The organism is Microbulbifer okhotskensis, from assembly GCF_023895975.1.
GTDB classification, from domain to species: Bacteria; Pseudomonadota; Gammaproteobacteria; order Pseudomonadales; family Cellvibrionaceae; genus Microbulbifer; species Microbulbifer okhotskensis.
On the sequence record NZ_JALBWM010000032.1, the window covers coordinates 1 to 22784 of the forward strand.

19 protein-coding genes are annotated in these 22784 nt (G+C 48.3%); 5 read left to right on the plus strand and 14 right to left on the minus strand.

Annotation, left to right across the window (positions count from 1 at the left end):
• Positions 1–781, minus strand: a 781-nt coding sequence (locus MO867_RS09530) for a BapA/Bap/LapF family prefix-like domain-containing protein (RefSeq protein ID WP_252466155.1), incomplete at its 3' end; no start/stop codon positions are given.
• 276 nt (positions 782–1057) lie between these two features.
• On the opposite strand from MO867_RS09530, the gene MO867_RS09535 reads away from it, so the two are divergent.
• Positions 1058–2617: a carboxylesterase/lipase family protein gene (locus tag MO867_RS09535; RefSeq protein WP_252466156.1), complete on the plus strand. Its 1560-nt coding sequence runs from the start codon at positions 1058–1060 to the stop codon at positions 2615–2617.
• Between the two features lie 12 nt (positions 2618–2629).
• Positions 2630–3178 carry a histidine phosphatase family protein gene (locus MO867_RS09540; protein ID WP_252466157.1) on the plus strand — a complete coding sequence of 183 codons (549 nt, stop codon included), beginning with the start codon at positions 2630–2632 and terminating at the stop codon, positions 3176–3178.
• Positions 3179–3230: 52 nt separating this feature from the next.
• Here MO867_RS09540 and pepN read toward each other — a convergent pair whose 3' ends face one another.
• A complete protein-coding gene (gene pepN, locus MO867_RS09545) occupies positions 3231–5861 on the minus strand; it encodes an aminopeptidase N (protein ID WP_252466158.1) in 2631 nt (876 codons plus the stop codon).
• Between the two features lie 918 nt (positions 5862–6779).
• Here pepN and MO867_RS23800 point away from each other — a divergent pair.
• The 3 genes from MO867_RS23800 (at position 6780) to MO867_RS09560 (ending at position 10487) form a co-directional block, all read left to right on the plus strand.
• Entirely contained in the window at positions 6780–9764 is a 2985-nt protein-coding gene (locus MO867_RS23800; RefSeq protein WP_252466159.1) for an intermembrane phospholipid transport protein YdbH family protein, read from the plus strand.
• Positions 9765–9954: 190 nt separating this feature from the next.
• Positions 9955–10149 carry a YnbE family lipoprotein gene (locus MO867_RS09555; RefSeq protein WP_252466160.1) on the plus strand — a complete coding sequence of 65 codons (195 nt, stop codon included), beginning with the start codon at positions 9955–9957 and terminating at the stop codon, positions 10147–10149.
• An 11-nt stretch (positions 10150–10160) separates the two neighbouring features.
• The gene (locus MO867_RS09560; RefSeq protein WP_252466161.1) at positions 10161–10487 is read left to right on the plus strand and encodes a YdbL family probable chaperone protein; all 327 of its coding nucleotides are present in this window, start codon (positions 10161–10163) and stop codon (positions 10485–10487) included.
• A 108-nt stretch (positions 10488–10595) separates the two neighbouring features.
• Here MO867_RS09560 and rpoS read toward each other — a convergent pair whose 3' ends face one another.
• The 12 genes from rpoS to tilS form a co-directional block, all read right to left on the minus strand.
• Positions 10596–11642, minus strand: coding sequence for an RNA polymerase sigma factor RpoS (gene rpoS, locus MO867_RS09565; protein ID WP_252466162.1), 1047 nt, complete (start codon positions 11640–11642; stop codon positions 10596–10598).
• A gap of 199 nt (positions 11643–11841) precedes the next feature.
• On the minus strand, positions 11842–12669 hold the full coding sequence (locus MO867_RS09570) for a peptidoglycan DD-metalloendopeptidase family protein (RefSeq protein WP_256473917.1): 828 nt from the start codon (positions 12667–12669) through the stop codon (positions 11842–11844).
• Between the two features lie 128 nt (positions 12670–12797).
• Positions 12798–13760: a DUF368 domain-containing protein gene (locus MO867_RS09575; RefSeq protein ID WP_252466163.1), complete on the minus strand. Its 963-nt coding sequence runs from the start codon at positions 13758–13760 to the stop codon at positions 12798–12800.
• The gene (locus tag MO867_RS09580) at positions 13757–14428 is read right to left on the minus strand and encodes a protein-L-isoaspartate(D-aspartate) O-methyltransferase (protein ID WP_252466165.1); all 672 of its coding nucleotides are present in this window, start codon (positions 14426–14428) and stop codon (positions 13757–13759) included. The genes MO867_RS09575 and MO867_RS09580 overlap by 4 nt, the downstream gene beginning before the upstream one ends.
• Before the next feature lie 53 nt (positions 14429–14481).
• The gene (gene truD, locus MO867_RS09585; protein ID WP_252466166.1) at positions 14482–15444 is read right to left on the minus strand and encodes a tRNA pseudouridine(13) synthase TruD; all 963 of its coding nucleotides are present in this window, start codon (positions 15442–15444) and stop codon (positions 14482–14484) included.
• On the minus strand, positions 15437–15922 hold the full coding sequence (gene ispF, locus MO867_RS09590; RefSeq protein WP_252466167.1) for a 2-C-methyl-D-erythritol 2,4-cyclodiphosphate synthase: 486 nt from the start codon (positions 15920–15922) through the stop codon (positions 15437–15439). The genes truD and ispF overlap by 8 nt, the downstream gene beginning before the upstream one ends.
• On the minus strand, positions 15922–16641 hold the full coding sequence (gene ispD, locus MO867_RS09595) for a 2-C-methyl-D-erythritol 4-phosphate cytidylyltransferase (protein WP_252466169.1): 720 nt from the start codon (positions 16639–16641) through the stop codon (positions 15922–15924). The genes ispF and ispD overlap by 1 nt, the downstream gene beginning before the upstream one ends.
• Positions 16634–16924 carry a septum formation initiator family protein gene (locus MO867_RS09600; RefSeq protein ID WP_252466170.1) on the minus strand — a complete coding sequence of 97 codons (291 nt, stop codon included), beginning with the start codon at positions 16922–16924 and terminating at the stop codon, positions 16634–16636. Before MO867_RS09600 ends, ispD begins: the two co-directional genes overlap by 8 nt.
• Positions 16925–17018: 94 nt before the next feature.
• Positions 17019–18305, minus strand: coding sequence for a phosphopyruvate hydratase (eno, locus tag MO867_RS09605; RefSeq protein WP_252466171.1), 1287 nt, complete (start codon positions 18303–18305; stop codon positions 17019–17021).
• A gap of 198 nt (positions 18306–18503) precedes the next feature.
• Positions 18504–19349 carry a 3-deoxy-8-phosphooctulonate synthase gene (gene kdsA / locus MO867_RS09610; RefSeq protein WP_373565878.1) on the minus strand — a complete coding sequence of 282 codons (846 nt, stop codon included), beginning with the start codon at positions 19347–19349 and terminating at the stop codon, positions 18504–18506.
• 57 nt (positions 19350–19406) lie between these two features.
• Positions 19407–21041: a CTP synthase gene (pyrG, locus tag MO867_RS09615; protein ID WP_252466172.1), complete on the minus strand. Its 1635-nt coding sequence runs from the start codon at positions 21039–21041 to the stop codon at positions 19407–19409.
• A gap of 126 nt (positions 21042–21167) precedes the next feature.
• On the minus strand, positions 21168–22424 hold the full coding sequence (gene tilS, locus MO867_RS09620) for a tRNA lysidine(34) synthetase TilS (RefSeq protein WP_252466173.1): 1257 nt from the start codon (positions 22422–22424) through the stop codon (positions 21168–21170).
• Positions 22425–22784 lie beyond the last annotated feature (360 nt).

Genomic DNA, 22784 nt, shown 5'->3' on the forward strand with positions numbered 1-22784 from the left:
CGGCATCGGCATCGGCATCGGCATCGGCATCGGCATCGGCATCGGCGTCGGCATCAGCGTCGGCATCCGCATCAGCATCAGCGTCCGCATCGGCATCGGCATCAGCATCAGCATCAGCATCAGCATCAGCATCAGCGTCCGCATCGGCATCAGCATCAGCGTCCGCATCGGCATCGGCGTCGGCATCCGCATCCGCATCCGCATCAGCGTCGGCATCCGCATCCGCATCCGCATCCGCATCCGCATCCGCATCAGCATCAGCATCGGCGTCGGCGTCGGCATCGGCATCGGAATCAGAGTCGGCATCCGCATCAGCATCTGAGTCAGCATCAGCATCTGAATCAGGAATAAAGAATCGATCCCCATTGTCATCATCATTATCACTAACCGCGATAGCGATAACGATAACGCCGAGGGCAATTAGTGCGGGAACCCACCAGGAATAGCCAGGATTGGCTGCTGCAGGTGCTGGATAAGCTGCTCCACCAGCAGCAAAGGCAGAGACTAAATCTCCATTGGCGGCCAACATCATGGGCTCTTCAGCCCCGGTAAGCGCCAACTCACTATGGTCACCATCATCATCTAACAGGTAAAAACCCGAGATAACGATAATTTGACCAGATTTTAAAACAATAACTAGGTCTACTCCGTCCTTGGAAAAAGACGCAATATCCTCCGGATCAGCGGGAATTTCGACTAGACCCGGAGCGGTCAATGCAAGACCCTCCAATGATCGTTCATCGATCGATCCCGTGAATTTGTCAAAGATTTTCGCAATCATGCTCTCACCAACTTCAAACGGTGCAAATTCTTAAATACACAGTTCATGGCCTGAGCTTAAAGACGGAAAATACCCCACTTTGAGCCCATCCGTGACTAGATTCACTAATACATTGCCTTACTAATTTTCCTCCATAAAAAAAACAATTACGCCAGTACGTTTTTACGCGCACTACTTTTGTATGGACGTAATTCAACAAGTTTTCAAGGGATTGTTAGGTTGCTGCAGGAAAAGAGTGGATTTAGCGTTAACTTCATTGAGATTAGGAAGTTATAAATGACTACAGACCCAGGAATTGGCCGGCACTTAAACATAAAACCCACACCGGTAATCGACTCGCCTGCGGGGCCAATTATTGGAACCACTGATGAAGAAACAGGTGTACAAAAATTCCTAGGAATTCCTTACGCTCACCCCCCAATTGGCAAATTACGGTGGCTTCCACCTCAAGCATTAGCTACCTGGAAAGTGCCTCTTCACGCAGATTGCTTTGGTTCTCCAGCCGCACAAAATTCATCAACTTTGATGGAAGTTCGCGATCAAGATGGGAATTTACCTGACACGGAGGAGTGCCTTTATCTAAATATATTTTCTCCTCCAATCTCACAAGAGAAAAAACTGCCCGTGATGTTTTGGATACATGGCGGATCATTCTATATGGGATCTGGCTGCCAAAATATATATAACGGTAGCCATCTAGCTGCTAGCGGACGCGTCATCGTAATTACCATCAATTATCGTTTGGGTGTCCTAGGTTTTCTTCGCCTAAAAGATATCAGTGATGTTCCATCAACAGGTAATGAAGGTCTTCTCGATCAAATAGCAGCTCTAAAGTGGGTCCAACAAAATATTTCAGCCTTTGGCGGAGACCCTAGTAATATCACTCTATTTGGGGAGTCGGCTGGTGCAATGAGTATTGCTTCCCTGCTAGAAGTACCACAATGCAGAGGTATAATTCGTCGAGCTATTGTCCAAAGTGGACATCCGAAGGCGATTCATTCCCAGCAACAAGCCAATCATGTTGCAAAAACTTTCCTCAAGCACTTTGCTGAAATCAGCAATGGATGCTCACTTAGAAACTGCTCACCCAAGCTCCTGCTTAAGGTTCAGCAAAAAATACTTTCCGATACTCTGATGGTGCCAAAGTGGGGACAGCTACCTTTCAAACCCGTAGCAGACGAAAACTTATCCCTTTCTGATGTGAAAATTAATGCCCCTTCAAATACACCCCTGCTTTTAGGTAACAATCTAGAAGAATGGAATCTGTTCAGCGCAATTAATCCAGAAAGCTTCTCTCTTGATTATCGACAAATATGCACCCATCTTGAGTGGCTTATCCCTGAATCTGATTTAAAGCCACTGCTGAGTCACTACTACCAACTGGCAAAAACAATGACCGGAAACCCTTGGCCTGAGTGGAGTCGAGCTTGGAACCTACTACTAACTGATATGGTGTTCACCTTACCCGGTCTACGTCACCTAAAGGATCATCGCGGAAATAACTTTCATTATCATTTCGCGCAACCCCTTGCAGCTCAACCATTGCTAGGGGCTTGCCATGCCGTTGAACTTGGCTATGTCTTTGGCACCCATGGTGATCAGTCTCTACAAGTTTTGTATGGAGGTGAAGAAAACCCTCACCTTTTGAGTGCCTCTATGCAGGAGGCGTGGTTGAGCTTTGCCGAATCGGGGAAGCCAAGTGGAGACTGGCCAGAGTTTTCAGGAAAGTACAGTAAGCGCTTTGGTGGTCATCCCTCCGCCCGTAAATTCAATACCCCAGAATTACTTAGCTTGTGGCAACATATACCCGACAATGCATTGAACGGTTATCTTTAGGTCAGAACACACATGGCAAAAATTTTTCTAGTTAGACACGGGGAGGCGGATAAAGGTGTGAACGTTCCCGATCCAGCGCTTACCGAACTGAGGCACAAACAATCGGAGAGTCTCGCCAACAAATTATCGACTCAGGAAAAAATACACCTAATCAGCAGCCCCAAACTACGCGCTCAGCAAACCGCAAAACCTTTGGCTGACCTGTGGGATGTCAAGGTGGTTATTGAAGATGCTGTCACAGAGATACCAGCCCCCCAAGGACTACCCTTGGGGCAGCGTTTAACTTGGATTCGTACTTTTCTAGATAGTGACTGGGATCAGATAGACCAACAACAATCTGCTTGGCGCAGACGTATCAACGACTTTCTAGCCACTATCTCTAAAGACACCATTGTTTTTTGTCACTTCATGGTGATAAATTCAGTAGTAGCTCACCTTCGAGGGCATCAAAAAGTTAAACAATTCCGACCTGACTACACCTCAATTACGGAACTTCATAACAATAGAATTGGCTTACATCTGGTGAGTTTGGGAGAAGAAAAAGGCAGTCAAATTTTATAGCTCTCGCAAAGGCATGCTTCGCATGCCCCGCACCAATCTATAGAGCCATTATCTAACCTAAGCTTTTACTGACCACTTCGAATAAGTCTTTAGAAAGCACATGACTATCGGCAACTTTTTGCAAAGCCATTTGCATTTCTTCAGCATGTGCTCCCGTATATTTCCTCCAGCGAGTAATCGGAATCACCATGCGTGCAGCAATCTGTGGATTCAGCTTATCCAGCGCTATAACTTGATCTGCAACAAACTCAAACCCACTACCATCATTTTTATGGAACTGTTTAAAGTTCCGATTTGCAAAACCACCAATGACAGATCTCACCTTATTTGGATTTGTCATCTCAAAGGCTGGATGCTCGATTAATGCTCGTATATTTTTTAATGTACCACGCTTGGGGCTACAACTCTGCTGACTTAGCCATAGTTCTATTACTTGTGCATCCTCTTGCCAGCGCGTGTAAAATTGAGCTATTGAATTTTCAGCTTGACTATCCCCAGCATAATTGATCAGCGCAGTCAGCGCAGCTGCACTATCCGTCATATTACTGGCAGAATCGAATTGATTTTGTGCCATGTCCAATGCTTCTTGTGTTTCTGTAGCGCAAAGGTAGGACAAGCAGATATTCTTTAACCGGCGCTCAGCAATATCTTTCGCATCAGGGCTATAGGATTTTTGTGAATTTAATTCACAATAACACCGGATGAATTCATCCGCCAGCTCTTCAGCAATGGCTTTTCGCGCAAATTCTAGAGCAACAACAGTAGCTTCAGAATCAATAAATACAGACTCTTCGGCAACAAATTGCTCACTGGGCAGCTGCAAAATTTCTGCACTTAATGCGGGGTCGAGTCCCCTATCTTTCAGCACGCCTCGATAGGCATCTATCAACTCTGACCGAAGCTGTAAAGGTTCACCCTTTCGATATGCTTCTTGTAACTCAGCTAAAGAATTCAGAGCCAATCTTTGACTGGCCTCCCACCGATTAAAGGTATCGGTGTCATTCCGTATAAGAAATAACAGTTGTTCATTACTATAACTGTAATGTACCTTCACAGGTGCAGAGAACCCACGCAAAAGAGAAGGTAAAGGCTTTTCTTTTAATCCGAAGAATTCAAATATCTGCTCGGTGCCATTTACATGCAATATAGTTTCGGTTAATCCCTGCTCATTTAAACTAATCTCTTTCCCAGTGGAATCCAGCATCCCCACTCTGAACGGGATATGAAGTGGAAGATTTTCTTCTTGTTTTTCTGACAAAGGGCAGGATTGGCGAACCGTCAACTGATAGACACCCTGAGTCTCATCAAAGTGATCCTTCACATCCAAAACAGGTGTACCTACTTGACTGTACCAGCGTCGGAATTGTGTCAGGCTAACTTGATTCGCATCTTCCATTGCCTTTACAAAATCCTCACAAGTTACTGCGCATCCATCATGGCGCTTGAAGTAAAGATCACTTCCTTTACGAAAGCCCTTTTCTCCTAAAAGGGTATGTATCATCCTCACAACTTCAGCACCCTTTTCATAGATTGTAAGCGTGTAGAAATTTGAGATCTCCATATAAGAATCCGGTCGAATAGAGTGTGCCATTGGCCCCGCATCTTCCGAAAACTGATTGGTACGTAAAAGTGACACATCTTCAATACGCTTTACGGCACGAGAGTTAAGATCTGCGGAGAATTCAGCATCGCGAAATACGGTAAATCCTTCCTTCAAACTAAGCTGAAACCAGTCACGACAGGTAACCCGATTACCGGACCAGTTATGAAAATATTCATGTCCAACAATAGATTCTATTCTTTGAAAAGCAGAATCCGTAGCTGTTTCCGGACTGGCCAAAACGCAGGCTGAGTTAAAGATATTCAGCCCCTTATTTTCCATGGCACCCATGTTGAAGTGATCTACTGCAACCACCATAAAAATGTCGAGGTCATATTCTCTACCATAAACCTCTTCATCCCAACGCATGGCACTCTTAAGAGAACGCATTGCGTGGTCACATTTTCCGACATTTTTTGTCTCGGTAAATATCTGGAGTTTTACCGTACGACCACTGACAGTCATAAAGCTGTCTTCGACTTGCTCAAGATCTCCCGCCACCAGCGCGAATAAATAAGCAGGCTTTGCAAAAGGGTCTTCCCAAGTGACAAACTGACGGTCAGCGCCATAGTTACCACGCTCTATTTCATTACCATTAGAGAGCAATACGGGGTGATCAGTTGGTGCCACTATGGTCGTAGTAAACTTAGACATAACATCAGGCCGGTCTGGATAGAAAGTGATCTTTCTGAACCCTTCAGCCTCACATTGGGTACAGTACATACCGTTGGAGAGGTATAACCCCTCTAGGGACGTATTGTCCTCCGGGTTAATACGATTTTGAATCTCCAACAGAAACTCAGCCCTATCGACAGGTATTGATAGGCCCTCAGGAAACTCCCTATAGCCTGCGGGAGAAAGCAAGATTCCATCTAAAGTAACCGACAAAAGCTCCAGCTCAACTCCGTCGAGTAACAGCGGCGGCAAACCCACGCCAGCCGCTTGATTTCTACGGACTTTGAGCCGGGACTTCACCAAGGTAGCTTTGGGATCCAGCTCAAACCATAAATCTGTGGTATCCACCAAATAGTCCGGTACTCGATAGTCCTTGAGGTAGATTGTCTTAGGCTGGGTATCTTGCATTATTGAAATGTCCTCGGTCACTATATGCCCACCAAAGTAGTAAGAATTAAGTAAATTGGGGTAAAAAACACCATTCCAAGCTAAGCACGGAAACAATACGCCGCGCAAACCCTTACGCCCCCCAACAGGACCAAGCCATTCTAGGCCACTTTCCTTGGCCGCTAGAAGCGCTCGACACTACCGCCCTACTGAGATCAAAGCGGCCGAAGCAAAAAGCTACCAACAACCCCCAAGACTACTGATTGTGAGGGAGTTGCCTTTTCATAGGGCATAAACTTATTCCACTAGTGTTTATCTTTGGTCTTCTACTGATCATTGGCTCACCCGTTCTGCAAATGAGCTGAATAGAGAGCTGCAGTCACGTATAGATGCACTCAAAATCGCCTTTATGAAGCGCGATGGAGATGCTATTGTAAGCATCATAACGAAGGACGACTTAATAGTTACACCCTATAACAAGAAACCTCTAAATACCCGCATACTAGCTGATAGCTTTAATACCTTGATAATCAAAAGTGCCCATCATTCAAAACAGTAGTGGCTCTGCTAGATCCCAATGCAGCCCTGATGACCATGCTCACCTCTTTTGAGGGCAGTATTGAAAGCACGCCAACTTTAACTTGGTTATTCACGTCAAACATCTGGGCTACAGGGAAAGGTGTATGGCGTTTGCAACTTCTGCAAGAGCCCAAATTGGATGCACCATAAGTAGCTGCCCTGCTACATACAGCTCAATTGCTGCCTGAACGTTATTATCGGTTAGCAATCCAACTAAAATATGCAGTAACTACCACTTGTTCTGATAAAATATTTCCCTTACGGGCGTTGAGAAATGCTGATTTCGATTCTGTCAACACTTCTTACCGCCAATGACAAACAATAGCTTAAATTGATCTCCTAGGAGCATTGAGGTTTAGTGTGAGAAAGTCCCGCATTCTTATCATTTCACTGACCCTTTTCTTAACCGTTTTCCTCATTGGCAGCTGGTGGAAAAAAGATATTATCGCTACTCAACTAGCCATTTTATTGACAGGGGAAGTGGTTGTTCAGCAACTATCCGGGCTCGAACTAGGCTTAAGAGAAGTCTCAATTAAAGAAGTTCGCCTGAAATCCAGTATCGGTAGTAGCCTGATCCTTGATAACGTTAGAATACACGATCCATTTCATATCATCTTTGACCGAGATAGCGCTCAAAAAGTAGAGCTATCTATCGAGAAGCTAACCCGAATCAAGGAAAAAGAATCGGTACTGACAAGACGCACCACACCTAGGAAAAACCCCAAAAAAGAATCCTCCTTGTCCCTGAAAACACTCACCCAGCAGTTCACTCGATATATACCCGGCAGAGTATTTGTAAAAAAACTAGTGATTGACGATATATTTGAGGCGGGTCCTCTAGAAATTATACGGCAGAATGGCGCTATTATCGCAGAATCCCCCTATCAACACCCTCAGCTTGGCCGGCTTATTATCTCACTCCAAGGCAATTTAAGTTCATCACCAATCGAGTTAAACTCCATTGTGTATTCTGAGAAAAATGGAATTTTGTCCCAAGCAAAAACAAGCCTTGCCAAAAAAGAAGATTATTGGATACTCAAGACCAAGGTAACTGCCGACCTACAAGCTCTATCTCCCATTCTGGCTATCGTCGAAACTCAGTCTTCCCCGGTTAATGAGGAAATCGAGACATCCGGCCAAGTCTTTATTAATGCCAGCGGCCAAATACCAGACAATATAGTGTCCCTATCAGACTATAAAAATATCATCGTACAGATTAACGGCAAGCAACTGGAAACCGCCCTAAACTCCAACCGTGTGAATGGCAGACTGAAAACCCTACTATCAATTGATTCTCCAATTGAACTTAAGCTTAAGTCACTTACCCCACTGATAGCTCATTCAGTCAGCGGCGTCGGCACACTCGATATCTCTATAGCAAGCGACGACTCGAAACTGTCCCATTTTTTAGATCTGAATTTTGAATCGTTTTCATCCGGGGCTGGCCCTGTGCTTTCAACACAAGGGACTATTCATCTCGGAAGTGCTGACTCCATAATTAACTCTCCATTATGGCTCAACCACCTTCCATATCTGCCAGCAAGCAAGCTGGATGGAGAATTAAAATTTACGGGGGATATTCAACTTAATCCTCTACAGGAAACATCGTCTAAGAAGAGCTGGCTTAGAGGTTCTCACCTCATAGTTCTCCCTGGGAGCCAACTAAACTTTAAGACTACCTTATCAAATCTGCCAAATAACTCGCCTCTATTCTCCGCCCTCTTTAATCAAGGCCGCACTCAACTGGAAGTCAAAAATAAAGTTGTAATTGAAGGCAAACCATCACCTTCAGGACCAATAGACATTCATATTACAGAGGGCGCTATTACCGCAGAATTACAAGCAATAAAAAACAACACTTCAATTCTCGCTAAATTCAAAGAACTCAACTGCAGCATTTCCCAAAACACAAAATGCGGATTTTGGATGACGGCAGCAACACCAAAAATGATTGACAAAGTCTCAGGTATATCTATTACTAATTTGGCATTAAGCACAAAGATAGATATAGAAAGGAGTCATACAGCAAAAAAAATAAGCCTGAAGAATATTAAAATTGAAACTGACAAAATAGACACCACCGAATTTCTGGCTGAAAATGTCATGGTAGCTACCGCTGCTTTAGACTGCGAATTTAGCGATAAAAAAAATAACTGTGAGAGCAAACAAATTCGCAGCCAATTCGACAGCCTCTCCACAGAATTATTTACAGTCGCAGGCGGCATTAACTTCAACAATACTGATTTGGAAGTGACCCCAGGAATCAGTAGACTTTGCAGTGATTTTCAGGCGTTAAAACTTAACGTCAAAACACCAGATAAATATTCTGCTACCACCTCTCTAACTGGGTCTCTCTCACTTCGAAATAACGAGCTTGCAGGAAATGGTCAGTTAGCCGCGGGTTCCGTCAAGATAGATTCGAACTGGAAATATAATCTTGATCATGCCTCCGGCGTCATCGATTTCACTGTGCCAGAGATAGCGTTTGATGATCAATACACTCTCAACCACAGTATCCATGGATTACCAGTAGACATCGTTTCTGGGAAGCTTTCTGCAAACGGGTCTTTATCATGGCCCCAAAAAACGGAAGATAACTTTAGAATCGGATTTACGGATACCGCCATAGTCTATGAGAACAGCTTTGCTACGGGACTTTCTGGAGAAGTCATAGTAAATAATAATGGGCATTGGACCACATCAAAACCGCAACCTTTAACGATACAATCTATCAACGCGGGTCTGCCGCTAGAAAAAATTAAACTCGCTCTATCTTTAAACAAACAAAAAGACCTTATCCTGAATAATTTTTCTGCTAAATTTCTCGACGGCAAATTACAGTCTGAGTCATTAATTTGGAACTTAGATAACAATGTGCGCGAAAGTACGCTATTTGCAAATGATATCTCCCTGCAAGCACTGGCCCATGAGACAGGTTCAGAGAGCTTTAAAGCCAGTGGATTTATCGACTTGACCATCCCTTTAGTAACCGGCCCCAATGGGATCACCGTGAAGGGAGGCCACTTGGAGGCGAAGGCACCTGGTGGCCGTCTCCGATACTATGGGGCATTCTCCCCACAAATGTTGTCGAACAACTCCCAGCTTAAAATGATTGCCAATGCACTAGAAGACTATGAATTTCGAACACTGGAAGGTAGCTTGGATTACCCCCCCAGCGGAGATTTGCAACTACATCTCAAGCTGGTAGGGCGCAGTGAAGCAATTGATTCAGGTAGAGATCTGGTTATTAATCTGAACCTTGAAAACAATATTCCTTCGATGCTGCGCTCACTCCAGGCCAGCAGGGACCTGACCAAGGCACTGGAAAAGCAGCTGGACCAATAGGTCTGGAGTGAAGTAGCCTCTCCATGCCGGGCATAATCCAAGTTGATTCACCGCTGGTTCAGGTTGACGCTATACAATGCACGGGTCTGCCTGTCTCCAATGTATTTGCTGAACTCGGCTGGAATATCAAGTTCAATATTGAAGGTATAAAAGTAAAAAGGTGCCAACAAGGTGCCGTGAGGAGTATCAGATGAAGGCCAGCCAAACGATTTCAATCGGGCTGCTATACGCTATGGTTGCTATGGGATGTACACCCACAGTAACTGTGCAGGCTCCCAGTGAGCCAATAACTGTGAACCTGAATGTTAAAATCGAACATGAAATCCGAGTCAAAGTCGATAAAGACCTGGACAGTTTGTTTGACGATAAAGAAGGTATTTTCTGAGGAGGCAAAGTATGAAGAGAATGATCAAAGCCCTTTGGATGTTGGGCCTGACAATCGCGCTGCCAGTCATGGCAATGTCCCTGGATGAAGCCAAAAGTAAGGGCCTCTTGGGTGAAGCCAATAGCGGCTATGTTGCGATAGTAGATTCCAGCTCACCAGAATTGGAGAAGCTTATCAAGGAAGTCAATAGTAAGCGAAAAGCAGCCTATGCCCGTATCGCTGAACGCAACAACATTGATATTGCGCAGGTTGCAACACGCGCTGCCGAAAAGCTTGAAGCCCGCCTTGGTCCCGGTGAGTACTACCAAGATAACCTGGGACGCTGGAAGAGAAAGTAGGCTATCCATCACCTACATCACTATCCTGCCCCTCAATAAATAGGAATAAAAAAGCCCCACGACCAACATTCGGTTGCGGGGCTTTTCTTGTAGGCAGCTGGAAAGCCGCTATAGATTACCAAACAGGGATTGTCCGTCGAGCCCCTGCTTCTCCATCACCTCTCTCAGACGCTTTAATGCATCAACCTGGATCTGCCTTACTCGCTCCCGGGTGAGCCCTATCTCACGACCGACCTCCTCCAGTGTGCTGGCCTCAAATCCACGTAAACCAAAACGTCGCGAAACCACTTCACACTGCTTGTCAGGAAGCTCGCCCAACCATCGGTTGATACTGTCGAAGAGATCACTATCTTGCAGTAACTCAGCAGGGTCCGATTCCTGCTGATCGGGGATAGTATCCACCAGGGTCTTCTCGGAAGATGGACCTATTGGCGTATCCACCGACGTTACACGCTCATTGAGCCCAAGCATCCGCTCAACATCTTCAACCGGTTTTTCTAATAGAGTGGCAATTTCTTCCGCAGACGGCTCGTGATCTAGCTTCTGCGCCAGCTCACGGGATGCCCGCAGATACACATTCAATTCTTTAACCACGTGAATTGGAAGGCGAATCGTGCGAGTCTGATTCATAATGGCTCGCTCTATCGTCTGCCGTATCCACCAGGTAGCGTAAGTGGAAAAGCGAAAACCGCGTTCTGGGTCGAACTTCTCCACGGCTCGAATAAGACCCAAATTTCCCTCTTCAATCAGATCAAGAAGTGCCAAACCGCGACTGACGTAACGACGGGCAATCTTCACCACGAGACGCAGGTTACTCTCGATCATCCGCTTTCTCGCCGCGGCATCTCCGCGCAAAGCCTTGCGCGCGTAATACACCTCTTCTTCCGCGGTCAAAAGGGGAGAAAATCCAATTTCATTGAGATAGAGCTGAGTAGCGTCAAGATTTTTCTGCAGATGGCCATCGCCATCTAATCTAGAAACCCTACTTTTCTCTGACGGGGAAGGTGAGGATCTCGTTTTAGCCGCAGGTTTCCGCGGGCGGCTAGTACTTGTTCCAGTAGAACTTAATTTCTGCTTACCATTTTCAACATCTAACTCAGGAGGAAAGTCTTCTGCCTGGCCAGTTACTGACTGGTCTTGCCGCTGTGCTTCCATTTCCCCTGCTCCTTGTACTTTGCCAATTTCAGCCGCACAACACGACCCGGCACTAACACCACAACTGTTAGCTACCGCGCACATGTGGCGACAGCCACTGAATCGGCTGACCCTGGGATGGTCACGAAACAGTGACTACCTCAAGTGGTACTAGTTAAAAGTCCATTTTTATCTGCACAGCTTAACTGCGGTCACGAACTTACGGCAAGTAAGCAAGAGGGTCCACTGGCTGACCGTTTTTGCGAATCTCAAAGTGGAGCTTGTTGCGGTCGGTACCACTCGAACCCAATTCCGCTATCCTTTGCCCCACTTTTACCCTGCTGCCCTCTTTCACGAGCAACCGGTGATTGTGCGCGTAAGCACTGAGGTAAACCTCATTGTGCTTGACGATCAGTAGCTTTCCATAACCTCTCAAAGCGTTTCCTGCGTAGATCACGGTGCCATCAGCCGCTGCCAGTACAGACTCTCCCTTTTCTCCCGCGATATCAACTCCCTTACGCAATGGGTCTCCAGAGCGGAAGCGACTAATCACTTTCCCCTTGGCGGGCCAGTGCCAGCGGACCGATCCAGTCCGAGTTGGTACGGATGTTTGGCGCTTTACCGTCTGTGTTAAAGATTTTTTAGCACTGGCACTAGCTATCTTTTTTGGTTTTGCTGTTACTGCTGGCGTATTTTGTTTCTTTTTATTGTTGATAGTTGGCCCGGATCGAGCCGAACCTGTGAGTTTGATTCTTTGTCCTGGGTAGATGTAATAGGGCGAGGGAATACCATTAGTTCGTGCCAGCTGGCGGAAATCCTTGCCATAACGCCAAGCTATAGAATAGAGGGTGTCGCCTTTGCTAACCGTATGGTGAGTAATCTTAATACTGGGTGGTTGTCGCAAAGCGCTTGAAGGGGCTTTGTGGTTGGAGCAGGAAGAAACAGCCTGCAATAAAAGCAACAAGCCTAATATTTTGAACACTCCCTGCAAACAACAAGCAGCATTAGGGAGCTTTATCCGCCACCAGCGGCTCTTAATAAGTTGCAAAAGATGACATTCCATTATTCTCTTTTTACATCAGACCACGGCATTTATGGAAAAAGTGTCTAAGGAAAAGCTCCAAAAATCATTAGAAAAGCTTGATAAAAAGCTGCCATACCGAGATTTTCCAGATCTTATTGCGGCGTGGCGCAAGACTTTTCTCTACGAGCCCCCCCAAAGAGGTCTACAGCAAGCACCAACAGAATCGCTGCTACAGCTGCAGCGATAGCTCCTCCCAAATGGGCACTATCACCTGTTTTCTCTGCAAAAGATAATGGAGAGGTGTTGGATAGTAGAGGAGCCAATTTACTAACGGTATCAATTTCTCCTGAAATTGGCAGTTTCCAGGGCCAAATTATTTTCAAGCTGCCCACTAATACTCCAGCAAGAAATGCCAAAGTCCCACCCATATATTTACGCATCAACCAAGAAAGCAACCTGCTGAAGAGCATCAATCCAATGGCGGCCCCCGCTGCAAAGCAAAGTAAGTTCGTTACCTGCAAATTGTGAACTGCGCTTAAAACTTTAGGGTAAATACCAATGAGTAGTAGCAAGAATGCACCGGAAATACCCGGCAGGGCCATAGCGCATATAGCAAGAACTCCAGAGAGAAATAAAGTGAGAGGCGTTGCCGGCATGTCCGCTGGCCGCAATTCACTGACAGTAATAGCCAGGGCAACACCCAGCACCATAAATATCAGTAAGAATGGAGACCGCTGGGGGATACTCCTCACAATTGGGACAACCGAAGCCAGCACCAAGCCAAAAAAGAAAGACCAGACAATAATCGGAAAATCTTGAAGTAAGCCACTAATAAGGTGGGCGAGACTGAAAACGCTGATTAGCACACCCAGGAAAAGTGATAACAGGAAATTCCCATTGATATAATGCCAAGCCGATAAGAGTCCCTCTTTCCGCAAGAGAGTGACACAGTGAGGGCCAATTCGACTTAAGGATTCCAACAACTCCTGATAGATACCCGTGATAAAGGCGATAGTTCCTCCAGAAACGCCAGGCACCACATCTGCTGCCCCCATGGCCATCCCTCGAAGTACCACTCCCGGGTAGCGACTTTTCAAAACCTCAGTAAATTTCATCGAACAACACCACTGAGCAAAGGTACAAAACGTACTGCTTCCAGCTTTTCCACATCAAACTGATCGCCATCCTGACGGCGGGTTACCATCGTCAAATATTGCTGCTCAGCACCTACCGGTATGACTAAAACTCCATTGGGCGCCAACTGCTGCTTCAATTCATCAGGGATCATTGCGGGCGCAGCCGCCGCCAAGATTGCATCGTAGGGGCCCTCTTCCTGCCAGCCGAAGCCCCCATTACTAAGTTTGAACGCAATATTGTGATGCCCTAGCTCCCCCAAGCGGTGACGAGCTGTCTCTAATAGCGGTTTGACACGCTCAACGGAATAAAGTTGTTTAACCAGACGAGCAAGTATTGCTGTTTGATAACCAGATCCGGTACCGACTTCCAAAACTCGCTGCAGAGACTTAGCTCGGCTTAGCAAGAGCTCTGTCATACGAGCAACAATATAAGGCTGGGAGATAGTCTGACCGAAGCCAATCGGTAAGGCAGTATCTTCATAGGCGCGAATCGCCAGAGCTTCATCCAAAAACAGGTGTCGTGGCGTAGACACCATTACATCCAGTACTTCCTCATTGGCAATCCCCTCCTCCCGCAAACGCTGAATCAAACGATTGCGGGTTCGCTGGGAGGTCATTCCCAGGCCTTCTTGTCTCAAGCGATCCATATTCTCATTTAGTCCATCGTTTGTAGAACTGCGCTAGCCACCCACCACAAATTTTATGTGCGTTGCCTCACATTGACCAGCTGAGCTATCTCCCGTAGCAAAGCCGTCGCAAAGGTACCCGGGGGCAAGGCAAATTCAAGCAATAGGTGATCACCTTCCCATTGATACTGAAAAGCCTCCGGACTTAAAACCAATGACCGGCGCTCCTGTTTGAGCCCACAATGCTCCAACCAATTGCACCACGAGTGCCAAGAGGAAAGTACTTGCTGCTCCAGTTCTCCAAGAGCTAAGGTAGACAATCCCCTGCCCCGCCCCCACAGTGGACCGCTAGGTTGGCCTTCAGGCTCTCCGTCAACGACACTCCGCCAGCTGCTCAAATTAACTCTTTCAGCTAAAACCTGATTAAACAGCCAACTTCGCGCTGCAGACATCGCAAACACTTTCTCACTTTTACGGCAGCGACCATCCTCCTCTGCCAAGCTTCGAACCAAGCTCAGGTTATTGCCATCGATACCAAAACGCTGTTCACCAAAATAATTGGGCACACCTTCTGGTATGCGCTTTAATACTTCCTCGGCCTGATCTCGATCTCCCTCTACATTGCGCAGGCGGATTTTGAAACGGTTGCCCATATGTTCGCCGCGACGCAACTTACGTGGCCCATGGAAGGCCTGCAGTACAGTAACTTCACCGCTATTCAGAGCCGACCAGTCCGCCGCCGGCTTCTGTCCCAACCAGACACTGAACCACTGTGTGGTGACTGCATGGCGATCTTTCAAACCATAAAAACTCACATCCCGACTCTGGACGCCAGCCAGTTTTGCAAGTTCCTTGGCGACCCAGGCCGTGTTTGCTCCGCGTTTTTTAACCAACAGATAGGCATGTTCGCCATTACTGTCTGCTGTGGGGGCTGCCAGTTCATCCACCAGGAAATCTTCTGGCTCAGTACGAAAATCACCGGAAATAACCGCACCACCAAGTGATCGGGGCCAATCCAGATTCCAAACTTCAGACATTATTCTGCTCTAGTAAAACAATTGCTTGGGCAGCGATACCTTCACCGCGACCCGTAAAACCAAGCTTTTCCGTGGTAGTAGCTTTCACACTGATAACTGCTTGGTCAACATGACAATCAGCGGCAATATTCGTCCGCATAGTATCGATATGTGGCGCCATTTTGGGTGCTTGGGCGATTAAAGTCATATCCGCATTCACCAGGCGGTAACCGTTAGTGTTTATCAATGTAATAACCTGCCGAAGTAAATTCCTGCTATCGGCTCCAGCATAACGCTGGTCGTTGTCAGGGAAATGCTGACCAATGTCTCCCAGCGCCAGCGCACCCAACAGGGCGTCGGCGAGCGCATGGAGTAAAACATCGCCATCAGAGTGAGCGACTAAACCGCGTCCGAAAGGAATATTTACTCCGCCGAGCACAACGTGATCACCAGAGCCAAATGCATGTACATCAAAGCCCTGACCTACTCGAAAACTCACTATCGTTTATCCTCAGTGGGGGAGTAGCGCAAACGTAAAATAGTCTCTGCAATAACGATATCCGCGGGGTGAGTTACTTTAATGTTATCGCTGTCACCCGTAACCAACTGCAGGGAATGTCCAAATAATTCCAGTGCGCTGGCTTCATCAGTCACAGCAACACCCTGCTCCATGGCCTTACCGAGACAGGAGTGCAGGGTATTTAAAGGAGCCCGTTGTGGGGTTTGCGCAAGCCAAATATTTTCACGGCTTACAGTTTTTTCCACATAGGTTTCACCACCAACTCGATGACTTTGCTTTATCGTGTCACACGCCGGTCGCGCTAAAAGAGCCATTGATGAAACGTTATCACTCAGCAAGGCGTAAATATCACGCTCAGAGACACAAGGGCGCGCAGCATCATGGACTAAAACCGGTGTATCACCACTCACACGTTGCGCCAGAAAATCCAACGCCGATAGCACGGAATCGGCCCTTTCAGCGCCACCAATTACCCTGTGGACCAGGGGGTGATTCGCTTCTTTTAGGTGGGAGAAATAAGTATCCTGTTCCGACAGGGAGACAACCACACCCGCCAGCCCTGACCAACCCAGGATATTCCTTAATGTCAGAGACAGCAGCGGTCGGCCAAGTAAAGGCAGATACTGTTTGGGGCGATCAGCCCCCATACGCCTGCCAATTCCAGCAGCAGGTACAATGACCCAATAATCCTTAATCACTTTCAGCCTCTTCCGTATCCAGGAAGATAAACAGTGTTTCCCCTTCCTTGATGAGTCCCAGATCATAACGGGCCTTGGCCTCTACACCATCAGAACCCACCTTCAAACTGCGCACTTCCCTGAACAACTGGCGATTCTCCCGCTCCAGCGCGGTATTTTTTTCCTGCTGTTGGGTTAATTGCCGCTTTAGACGGGTAACTTCGGCGAGACTTCCATCACCCACCCAAAATCGATACTGGGTAGCGAGAAGCATAATGGTGAGTATTGCCAGCAGCCATTTCATACGAGATTACGATATTTCGCTTGTTCGTATTATCCGTGCCGCATAGAGGGATTGATCCCCCCATGCAGCATCGGTGCGCTTTTCTGTCAGACGGTTACTTGAACTCAGCACGACCGCGGTAAGGTGCGGTACCGTTTAGCTCAGCTTCGATACGCAGCAGACGGTTATACTTGGCTACGCGATCTGAACGACACAGTGAACCGGTTTTGATCTGGCCTGCAGCGGTAGCTACCGCCAGGTCGGCAATAGTCGTGTCCTCAGTCTCACCAGAGCGGTGAGAGATCACTGCGGTGTAGCCAGCATCTTTGGCCATTTTGATCGCGTCCAGGGTTTCGGACAGGGAACCGATTTGATTGAATTTGATCAGGATGGAGTTACCCACACCTTTCTCGATGCCTTCTTTGAGGATCTTGGTGTTGGTTACAAACAGGTCATCGCCGACCAGCTGTACTTTGTCACCGATCTTATCAGTCAGTACTTTCCAACCGTCCCAGTCGCTCTCATCCATACCGTCTTCGATAGACAGGATAGGATAATTGGCAGACAGCTCAGCCAGGTAACTGGCAAAGCCTTCGCTATCAAATTGTTTGCCTTCACCAGCCAGGTCGTATTTACCTTCTTTATAGAACTCGGAAGAAGCACAGTCCAGAGCCAAAGTGATATCGTCGCCCAGGGTGTAACCAGCTTTTTCTACGGCCTCAGCGATGACTTTCAGCGCGGCTTCATTGGAGGGTAAATTGGGAGCAAAGCCACCCTCATCACCTACTGCAGTGTTGAGGCTATTGCCGGACAGTACTTTTTTCAGGGCATGGAAAATCTCAGCACCCTGGCGCAAGGCTTCGGCAAAAGACTCAGCCTTCACCGGTTGTATCATAAATTCCTGAATATCCACATTGTTGTCGGCGTGCTCGCCACCGTTGATGATATTCATCATCGGAACCGGCATGGAGTACTCGCCAGGAGTGCCGTTAACTTCGGAAATGTGCTGATACAGAGGAATGTTTTTGGAGGTCGCTGCCGCTTTTGCCGCAGCCAAGGATACCGCCAGGATTGCATTGGCGCCGAGGGTGGCTTTGTTTTCGGTACCATCCACATCAATCATCGCTTTGTCTAAAGCGCGCTGATCCGTTGCATCCATACCTTTCAACAAATCGGCAATAGTGGTGTTGATATTATCAACCGCTTTCAGGACTCCTTTGCCCAGGTAACGGCTTTTATCGCCATCGCGAAGTTCCAGCGCTTCACGGGAGCCAGTAGACGCACCAGAAGGGGCGCAGGCGGAACCAATAGAACCGTCTTCCAGGATTACATCGGCTTCAACGGTAGGGTTACCACGAGAATCCAGCACTTCAAAGGCTTTAACAGCGACAATCTTGCTCATTTACAATGGGCTCCGTATTGGTACTTACTGAAAGTAGATAATTTGCAAATCAGGAATTACTGACTTTTACGCGATATAACGCAGCACTTGATCTAAAACCCATATCCACTTGATAGAGTTTATTCTCTTCCTGAAAACACACTGGGAAAAGTGCTGTGCACCTACCTAAATAAGACGCACGCAAAAGTACAGTTTGTTTTATTTTGTATCCAGCGGTGTAAAGCCCTTAATCAGGTCATCCACCGCTTTCATTTGCGCCAGGAAAGGTTCGAGCTTTTCCAGAGGCAGTGCACTGGGACCATCGCACAGCGCTTTATTCGGGTTCGGGTGTGCCTCCAGAAACAGTCCGGCAATACCGATAGCGAGGCCGGCACGGCCCAGCTCAGTAACTTGCGCACGGCGACCACCGGAAGCTGCGCCCGAGGGGTCACGCATCTGCAGGGAATGAGTTACATCGAAGATCAGCGGAGCACCGCCAGAGGCATCAATCATAGTACGGAAACCCAGCATATCGACAACCAGGTTATCGTAGCCAAAACAGGCACCGCGCTCACACAGAATAATGTTGTCGTTGCCACACTCAGCAAACTTGTCCACCATATTTTTAACTTGAGGCGGACTCATAAACTGAGGTTTTTTTACATTGATTACCGCTCCGGTGGCAGCCATGGCAGCAACCAAATCGGTCTGACGGGCCAGGAAAGCCGGCAACTGGATAATATCCACTACTTCGGCAACTGGCGCCGCCTGGTGTATTTCGTGGACATCGGTAATCAGGGGAACATTAAAGGTTTCTTTGATTTCCTGAAAAATTTTCAGGCCTTCTTCCATTCCCGGTCCACGATAGGAATGGATGGAGGAGCGATTAGCCTTGTCAAAAGACGCCTTGAAAACATAGGGGATACCCAGCTTTTCAGTGACTTTCACATAGTGCTCAGCCACCTGCATGGCCAGATCGCGGGACTCCAGCACATTCATACCGCCAAACAGGACAAATGGCCTGTCGTTGGCAACCTGGATATTTCCGACTTCAATGGTTTTCATTTTCAGTTCCCTGTCTTTTCACCCCCAGCCACTAAGGCCAGGGATGGAATTTCTATTTTAGCCCTGGTTTTCATGCTGCTTCATTGCCGCAGCAACGAAGCTTTCAAACAGCGGATGACCATCACGGGGCGTTGAAGTAAATTCCGGGTGGAACTGACAGGCGACGAACCAGGGGTGATCCGGCAATTCAACCATTTCTACCAGAGTATCATCGGCAGACCAACCACCAATCTTCAAGCCGGCCTGCTGCAAGCGGTCAACGTAGTTGTTATTCACTTCGTAGCGGTGGCGATGGCGCTCCACAATCACATCAGCACCGTAAATGTCCCGGGCTTTAGCGTCTTTGGCCAGACGGCATTCCTGTCCACCCAAGCGCATGGTACCGCCAAGATCAGACTGTTCGTCACGCTTCTCGATTTTGCCTTCGCTATCGATCCACTCAGTAATCAGGCCGATAACCGGGTGCGGGGTCTTGGTATTGAATTCAGTGCTGTTGGCACCTTCAAGGCCGAGTACATTGCGCGCGAATTCGATAACCACAGATTGCAGGCCGAGACAGATCCCCAGATAAGGGATATTGTTCTCACGGGCGTAACGCACAGATTCCAGTTTGCCCTCAAGGCCGCGCTCACCAAAGCCACCGGGAACCAGAATTGCATCGGCATCTTTAATCAGATCGATACCATTCTCTCCCTCAACGTCTTCGGCATTGATAAAATCGATATCCACTTTGCAGCGGTGCTTGATACCCGCGTGGGTCAAAGATTCGATCAGGGACTTATAGGCATCCAGCAGTTCCATGTACTTGCCAACCATGGCAATTTTCACTTCATGCTGAGGATTAAGTTTTCCGTCGACGACCTGATCCCACTCGGAAAGATCAGGGGCCTGGCATTCCAGCTGCAGCTTTTCAACCACAATATCGTCAAGACCGTAGCCGTGCAGCATACGCGGCACGCCGTAGATGGTTTTAGCATCTGGCAGCGGTACTACCGCGCGCTCCTCAACATTAGTAAACAGCGCAATCTTGCGGCGGGAATCCTCGTCGATCTCACGCTCAGAACGACATAGCAGAATATCTGGCTGCAGACCGATGGAACGCAGTTCTTTTACAGAGTGCTGAGTCGGCTTGGTCTTGGTTTCGCCCGCAGTGGCGAGATAGGGGACATAGCTGAGATGGATCAGCAGGGCGCGATTTGTCCCCATTTCCACGCGCAGCTGGCGTACGGATTCCAGGAACGGCTGGGATTCAATATCACCCACGGTGCCACCGATTTCAACAATGGCCACATCCACGTCACGACCGCCTTCCACTACACGACGCTTGATCTCATCAGTAATGTGGGGAATCACCTGCACGGTACCGCCCAGATAATCACCGCGGCGCTCTTTGCGCAGCACGGTTTCGTAAACACGGCCAGTGGTGAAATTATTGCGCTTGGACATCCGGGTGCGGATAAAGCGTTCATAGTGACCCAGATCCAGGTCAGTCTCGGCACCATCCTCGGTGACATACACTTCACCGTGCTGGAAGGGGCTCATGGTGCCCGGATCTACGTTGATGTAGGGGTCCAGCTTGAGGATGGTAACCTTGAGGCCGCGAGCCTCAAGAATGGCGGCCAGAGAGGCGGAGGCGATACCTTTCCCCAATGAGGAAACCACGCCACCAGTTACAAAAATATAGCGCGTCATGCAAAACCTTGGTCAGTTGAGCGCTCGATGAATGTCGAGCTTACAGGGCTGGCCCGGGGCGGATAATCCAGCTACTCCCGGTGCCTTTTAGACGGGGCGCCAGGGTAGCAGAAAAGCCCTCCCCACTCAATCGAAAAACCGCCAGCCCGGCGGCGGATCGGGGGTGGCGCGGTTAGCCTTACAGGAGAAGAGTCCGGCTACGGCCACTAGCTCCCCTTTCAAAAACACCAGCGGAACACGGTCTCGCAGCCAAGGCTCCAAGCCCCGCTCCTGCAAAAGTTTCTTTAAGGTTTGGGAGCGATCACGATCGGCCGGGTGCGCCCGCTCGCCGCCCCGCCGATAACTCACTTGGTACTCGGCTGAAGACCAGCCAACCGCCGGCTCGAGCACCCCCCCCGCTGACAGTGAAAGCCTGGAAACGCCATCCCAGCTCACACCTTTCTCCCCATCCGCCGGGACCGTTTTCAGTCGTGAGGTGAGATAGAGCCGCCCTTTAAAGCGCCTCACCACCCGCCTGCCCAACTGCACTTCCAGCTGGGCGTCCAGCGCCGCACTGTCCACCTGGGAAATTGCCTCTTGCAGCACAGTCGACTCTGGCGCCAGACCGCCCTGCTGGAGAATCCAGTGGCGCAACAGGTTCTTGCGCCGAGTCATGCTCAGAGCGGAAAAAAGTGAAAGGTCCAGACTTTCACCGAATCGCTCTGCACGTAAACCACAGGACTCGAGGTCAGTGAGCGCCAACTCCCGCAACAATTCTGCGGACTCCCGAAGATTATCTACCGCCCGGGAAATCCGTTGCCTCACCGACCATTGCACAGAAAGTAGAGGCAGGATACGGCGCCTTAAAAAATTTCGATCCAGGGACTCATCCGTGTTGCTTTCATCATCAATCCAACTCAACCCATGATCTCTGGCCCAGATTTCCAGGTCAGCCCGACCGACTTTCAGCAAAGGCCGCAGCAGGGATTTACCCCCGCCTATCGAGCGCCATTCGGCCATTCCCGCAAGCCCCAGGACACCGGCCCCGCGCAATAGTCGCAGTAGAAAAGTCTCCGCCTGATCATCACCGTGGTGTCCGAGTAAAATTTGATCACCCGAACTCAGGACCTGATCAAATGCCAGGTAACGAGCAAGGCGGGCCCCCTGCTCCAGCCCCCCGTCTCGCTTATCAACCACAACCCTCTTCAAGGTAAAGGGCACTTCCAGTTCTTGCGCAAATGCCCGGCAATGATCCACCCAACGATCAGCGCTTTCACTCAAGCCATGGTGTATATGTAATGCCCGCACGGGAACTCGGCATGTGGCCAGTAAGTGAAGTAAAACCGTGGAATCCAGTCCGCCAGAAAACCCCACCCAGAGATTACCTTGGACGGGATGCGCCAAGAGTGCATTCCGCAAAATTTTTGGGAGCCTCTCAGAGACAGGAAGACTTGCCACAGATGAATATACTCAGAAAGAAAGCTCACCAAAGTATAACCGGAAAGCATAAACGTGACCGAATGAGCTTCGCCACCCTAGCGTTGAGGACCACCATAATTGATTGCCGCCAAGCTCACCGCTAACCATGGGGGCTGAATTTACCCCATCCACTACCGATTATCTCACTGGGTAAAAATCACTATTTGTTCAAGTCATAGTTACTCCGGTTTCGGAGAAGCAAAATTAAAATCCCATAGCCATGACAGGCCCAAGGCCCATCACAGCCACGAAAAACCCATCACTTACCAGAAAATTTGGCGACTA

Excerpts from the sequence above, each read along its gene's own strand:
- pyrG (WP_252466172.1), bottom strand. The coding sequence starts at position 21,041 with ATGACGCGCTATATTTTTGTAACTGGTGGCGTGGTTTCCTCATTGGGG.
- MO867_RS09540 (WP_252466157.1), top strand. The coding sequence starts at position 2,630 with ATGGCAAAAATTTTTCTAGTTAGACACGGGGAGGCGGATAAAGGTGTG.
- kdsA (WP_373565878.1), bottom strand. The coding sequence starts at position 19,349 with ATGAAAACCATTGAAGTCGGAAATATCCAGGTTGCCAACGACAGGCCA.
- truD (WP_252466166.1), bottom strand. The coding sequence starts at position 15,444 with ATGTCTGAAGTTTGGAATCTGGATTGGCCCCGATCACTTGGTGGTGCG.
- MO867_RS09600 (WP_252466170.1), bottom strand. The coding sequence starts at position 16,924 with ATGAAATGGCTGCTGGCAATACTCACCATTATGCTTCTCGCTACCCAG.
- eno (WP_252466171.1), bottom strand. The coding sequence starts at position 18,305 with ATGAGCAAGATTGTCGCTGTTAAAGCCTTTGAAGTGCTGGATTCTCGT.
- MO867_RS09535 (WP_252466156.1), top strand. The coding sequence starts at position 1,058 with ATGACTACAGACCCAGGAATTGGCCGGCACTTAAACATAAAACCCACA.
- MO867_RS09555 (WP_252466160.1), top strand. The coding sequence starts at position 9,955 with ATGAAGGCCAGCCAAACGATTTCAATCGGGCTGCTATACGCTATGGTT.
- pepN (WP_252466158.1), bottom strand. The coding sequence starts at position 5,861 with ATGCAAGATACCCAGCCTAAGACAATCTACCTCAAGGACTATCGAGTA.
- MO867_RS09575 (WP_252466163.1), bottom strand. The coding sequence starts at position 13,760 with ATGAAATTTACTGAGGTTTTGAAAAGTCGCTACCCGGGAGTGGTACTT.
- MO867_RS09560 (WP_252466161.1), top strand. The coding sequence starts at position 10,161 with ATGAAGAGAATGATCAAAGCCCTTTGGATGTTGGGCCTGACAATCGCG.
- MO867_RS09580 (WP_252466165.1), bottom strand. The coding sequence starts at position 14,428 with ATGGATCGCTTGAGACAAGAAGGCCTGGGAATGACCTCCCAGCGAACC.
- rpoS (WP_252466162.1), bottom strand. The coding sequence starts at position 11,642 with ATGGAAGCACAGCGGCAAGACCAGTCAGTAACTGGCCAGGCAGAAGAC.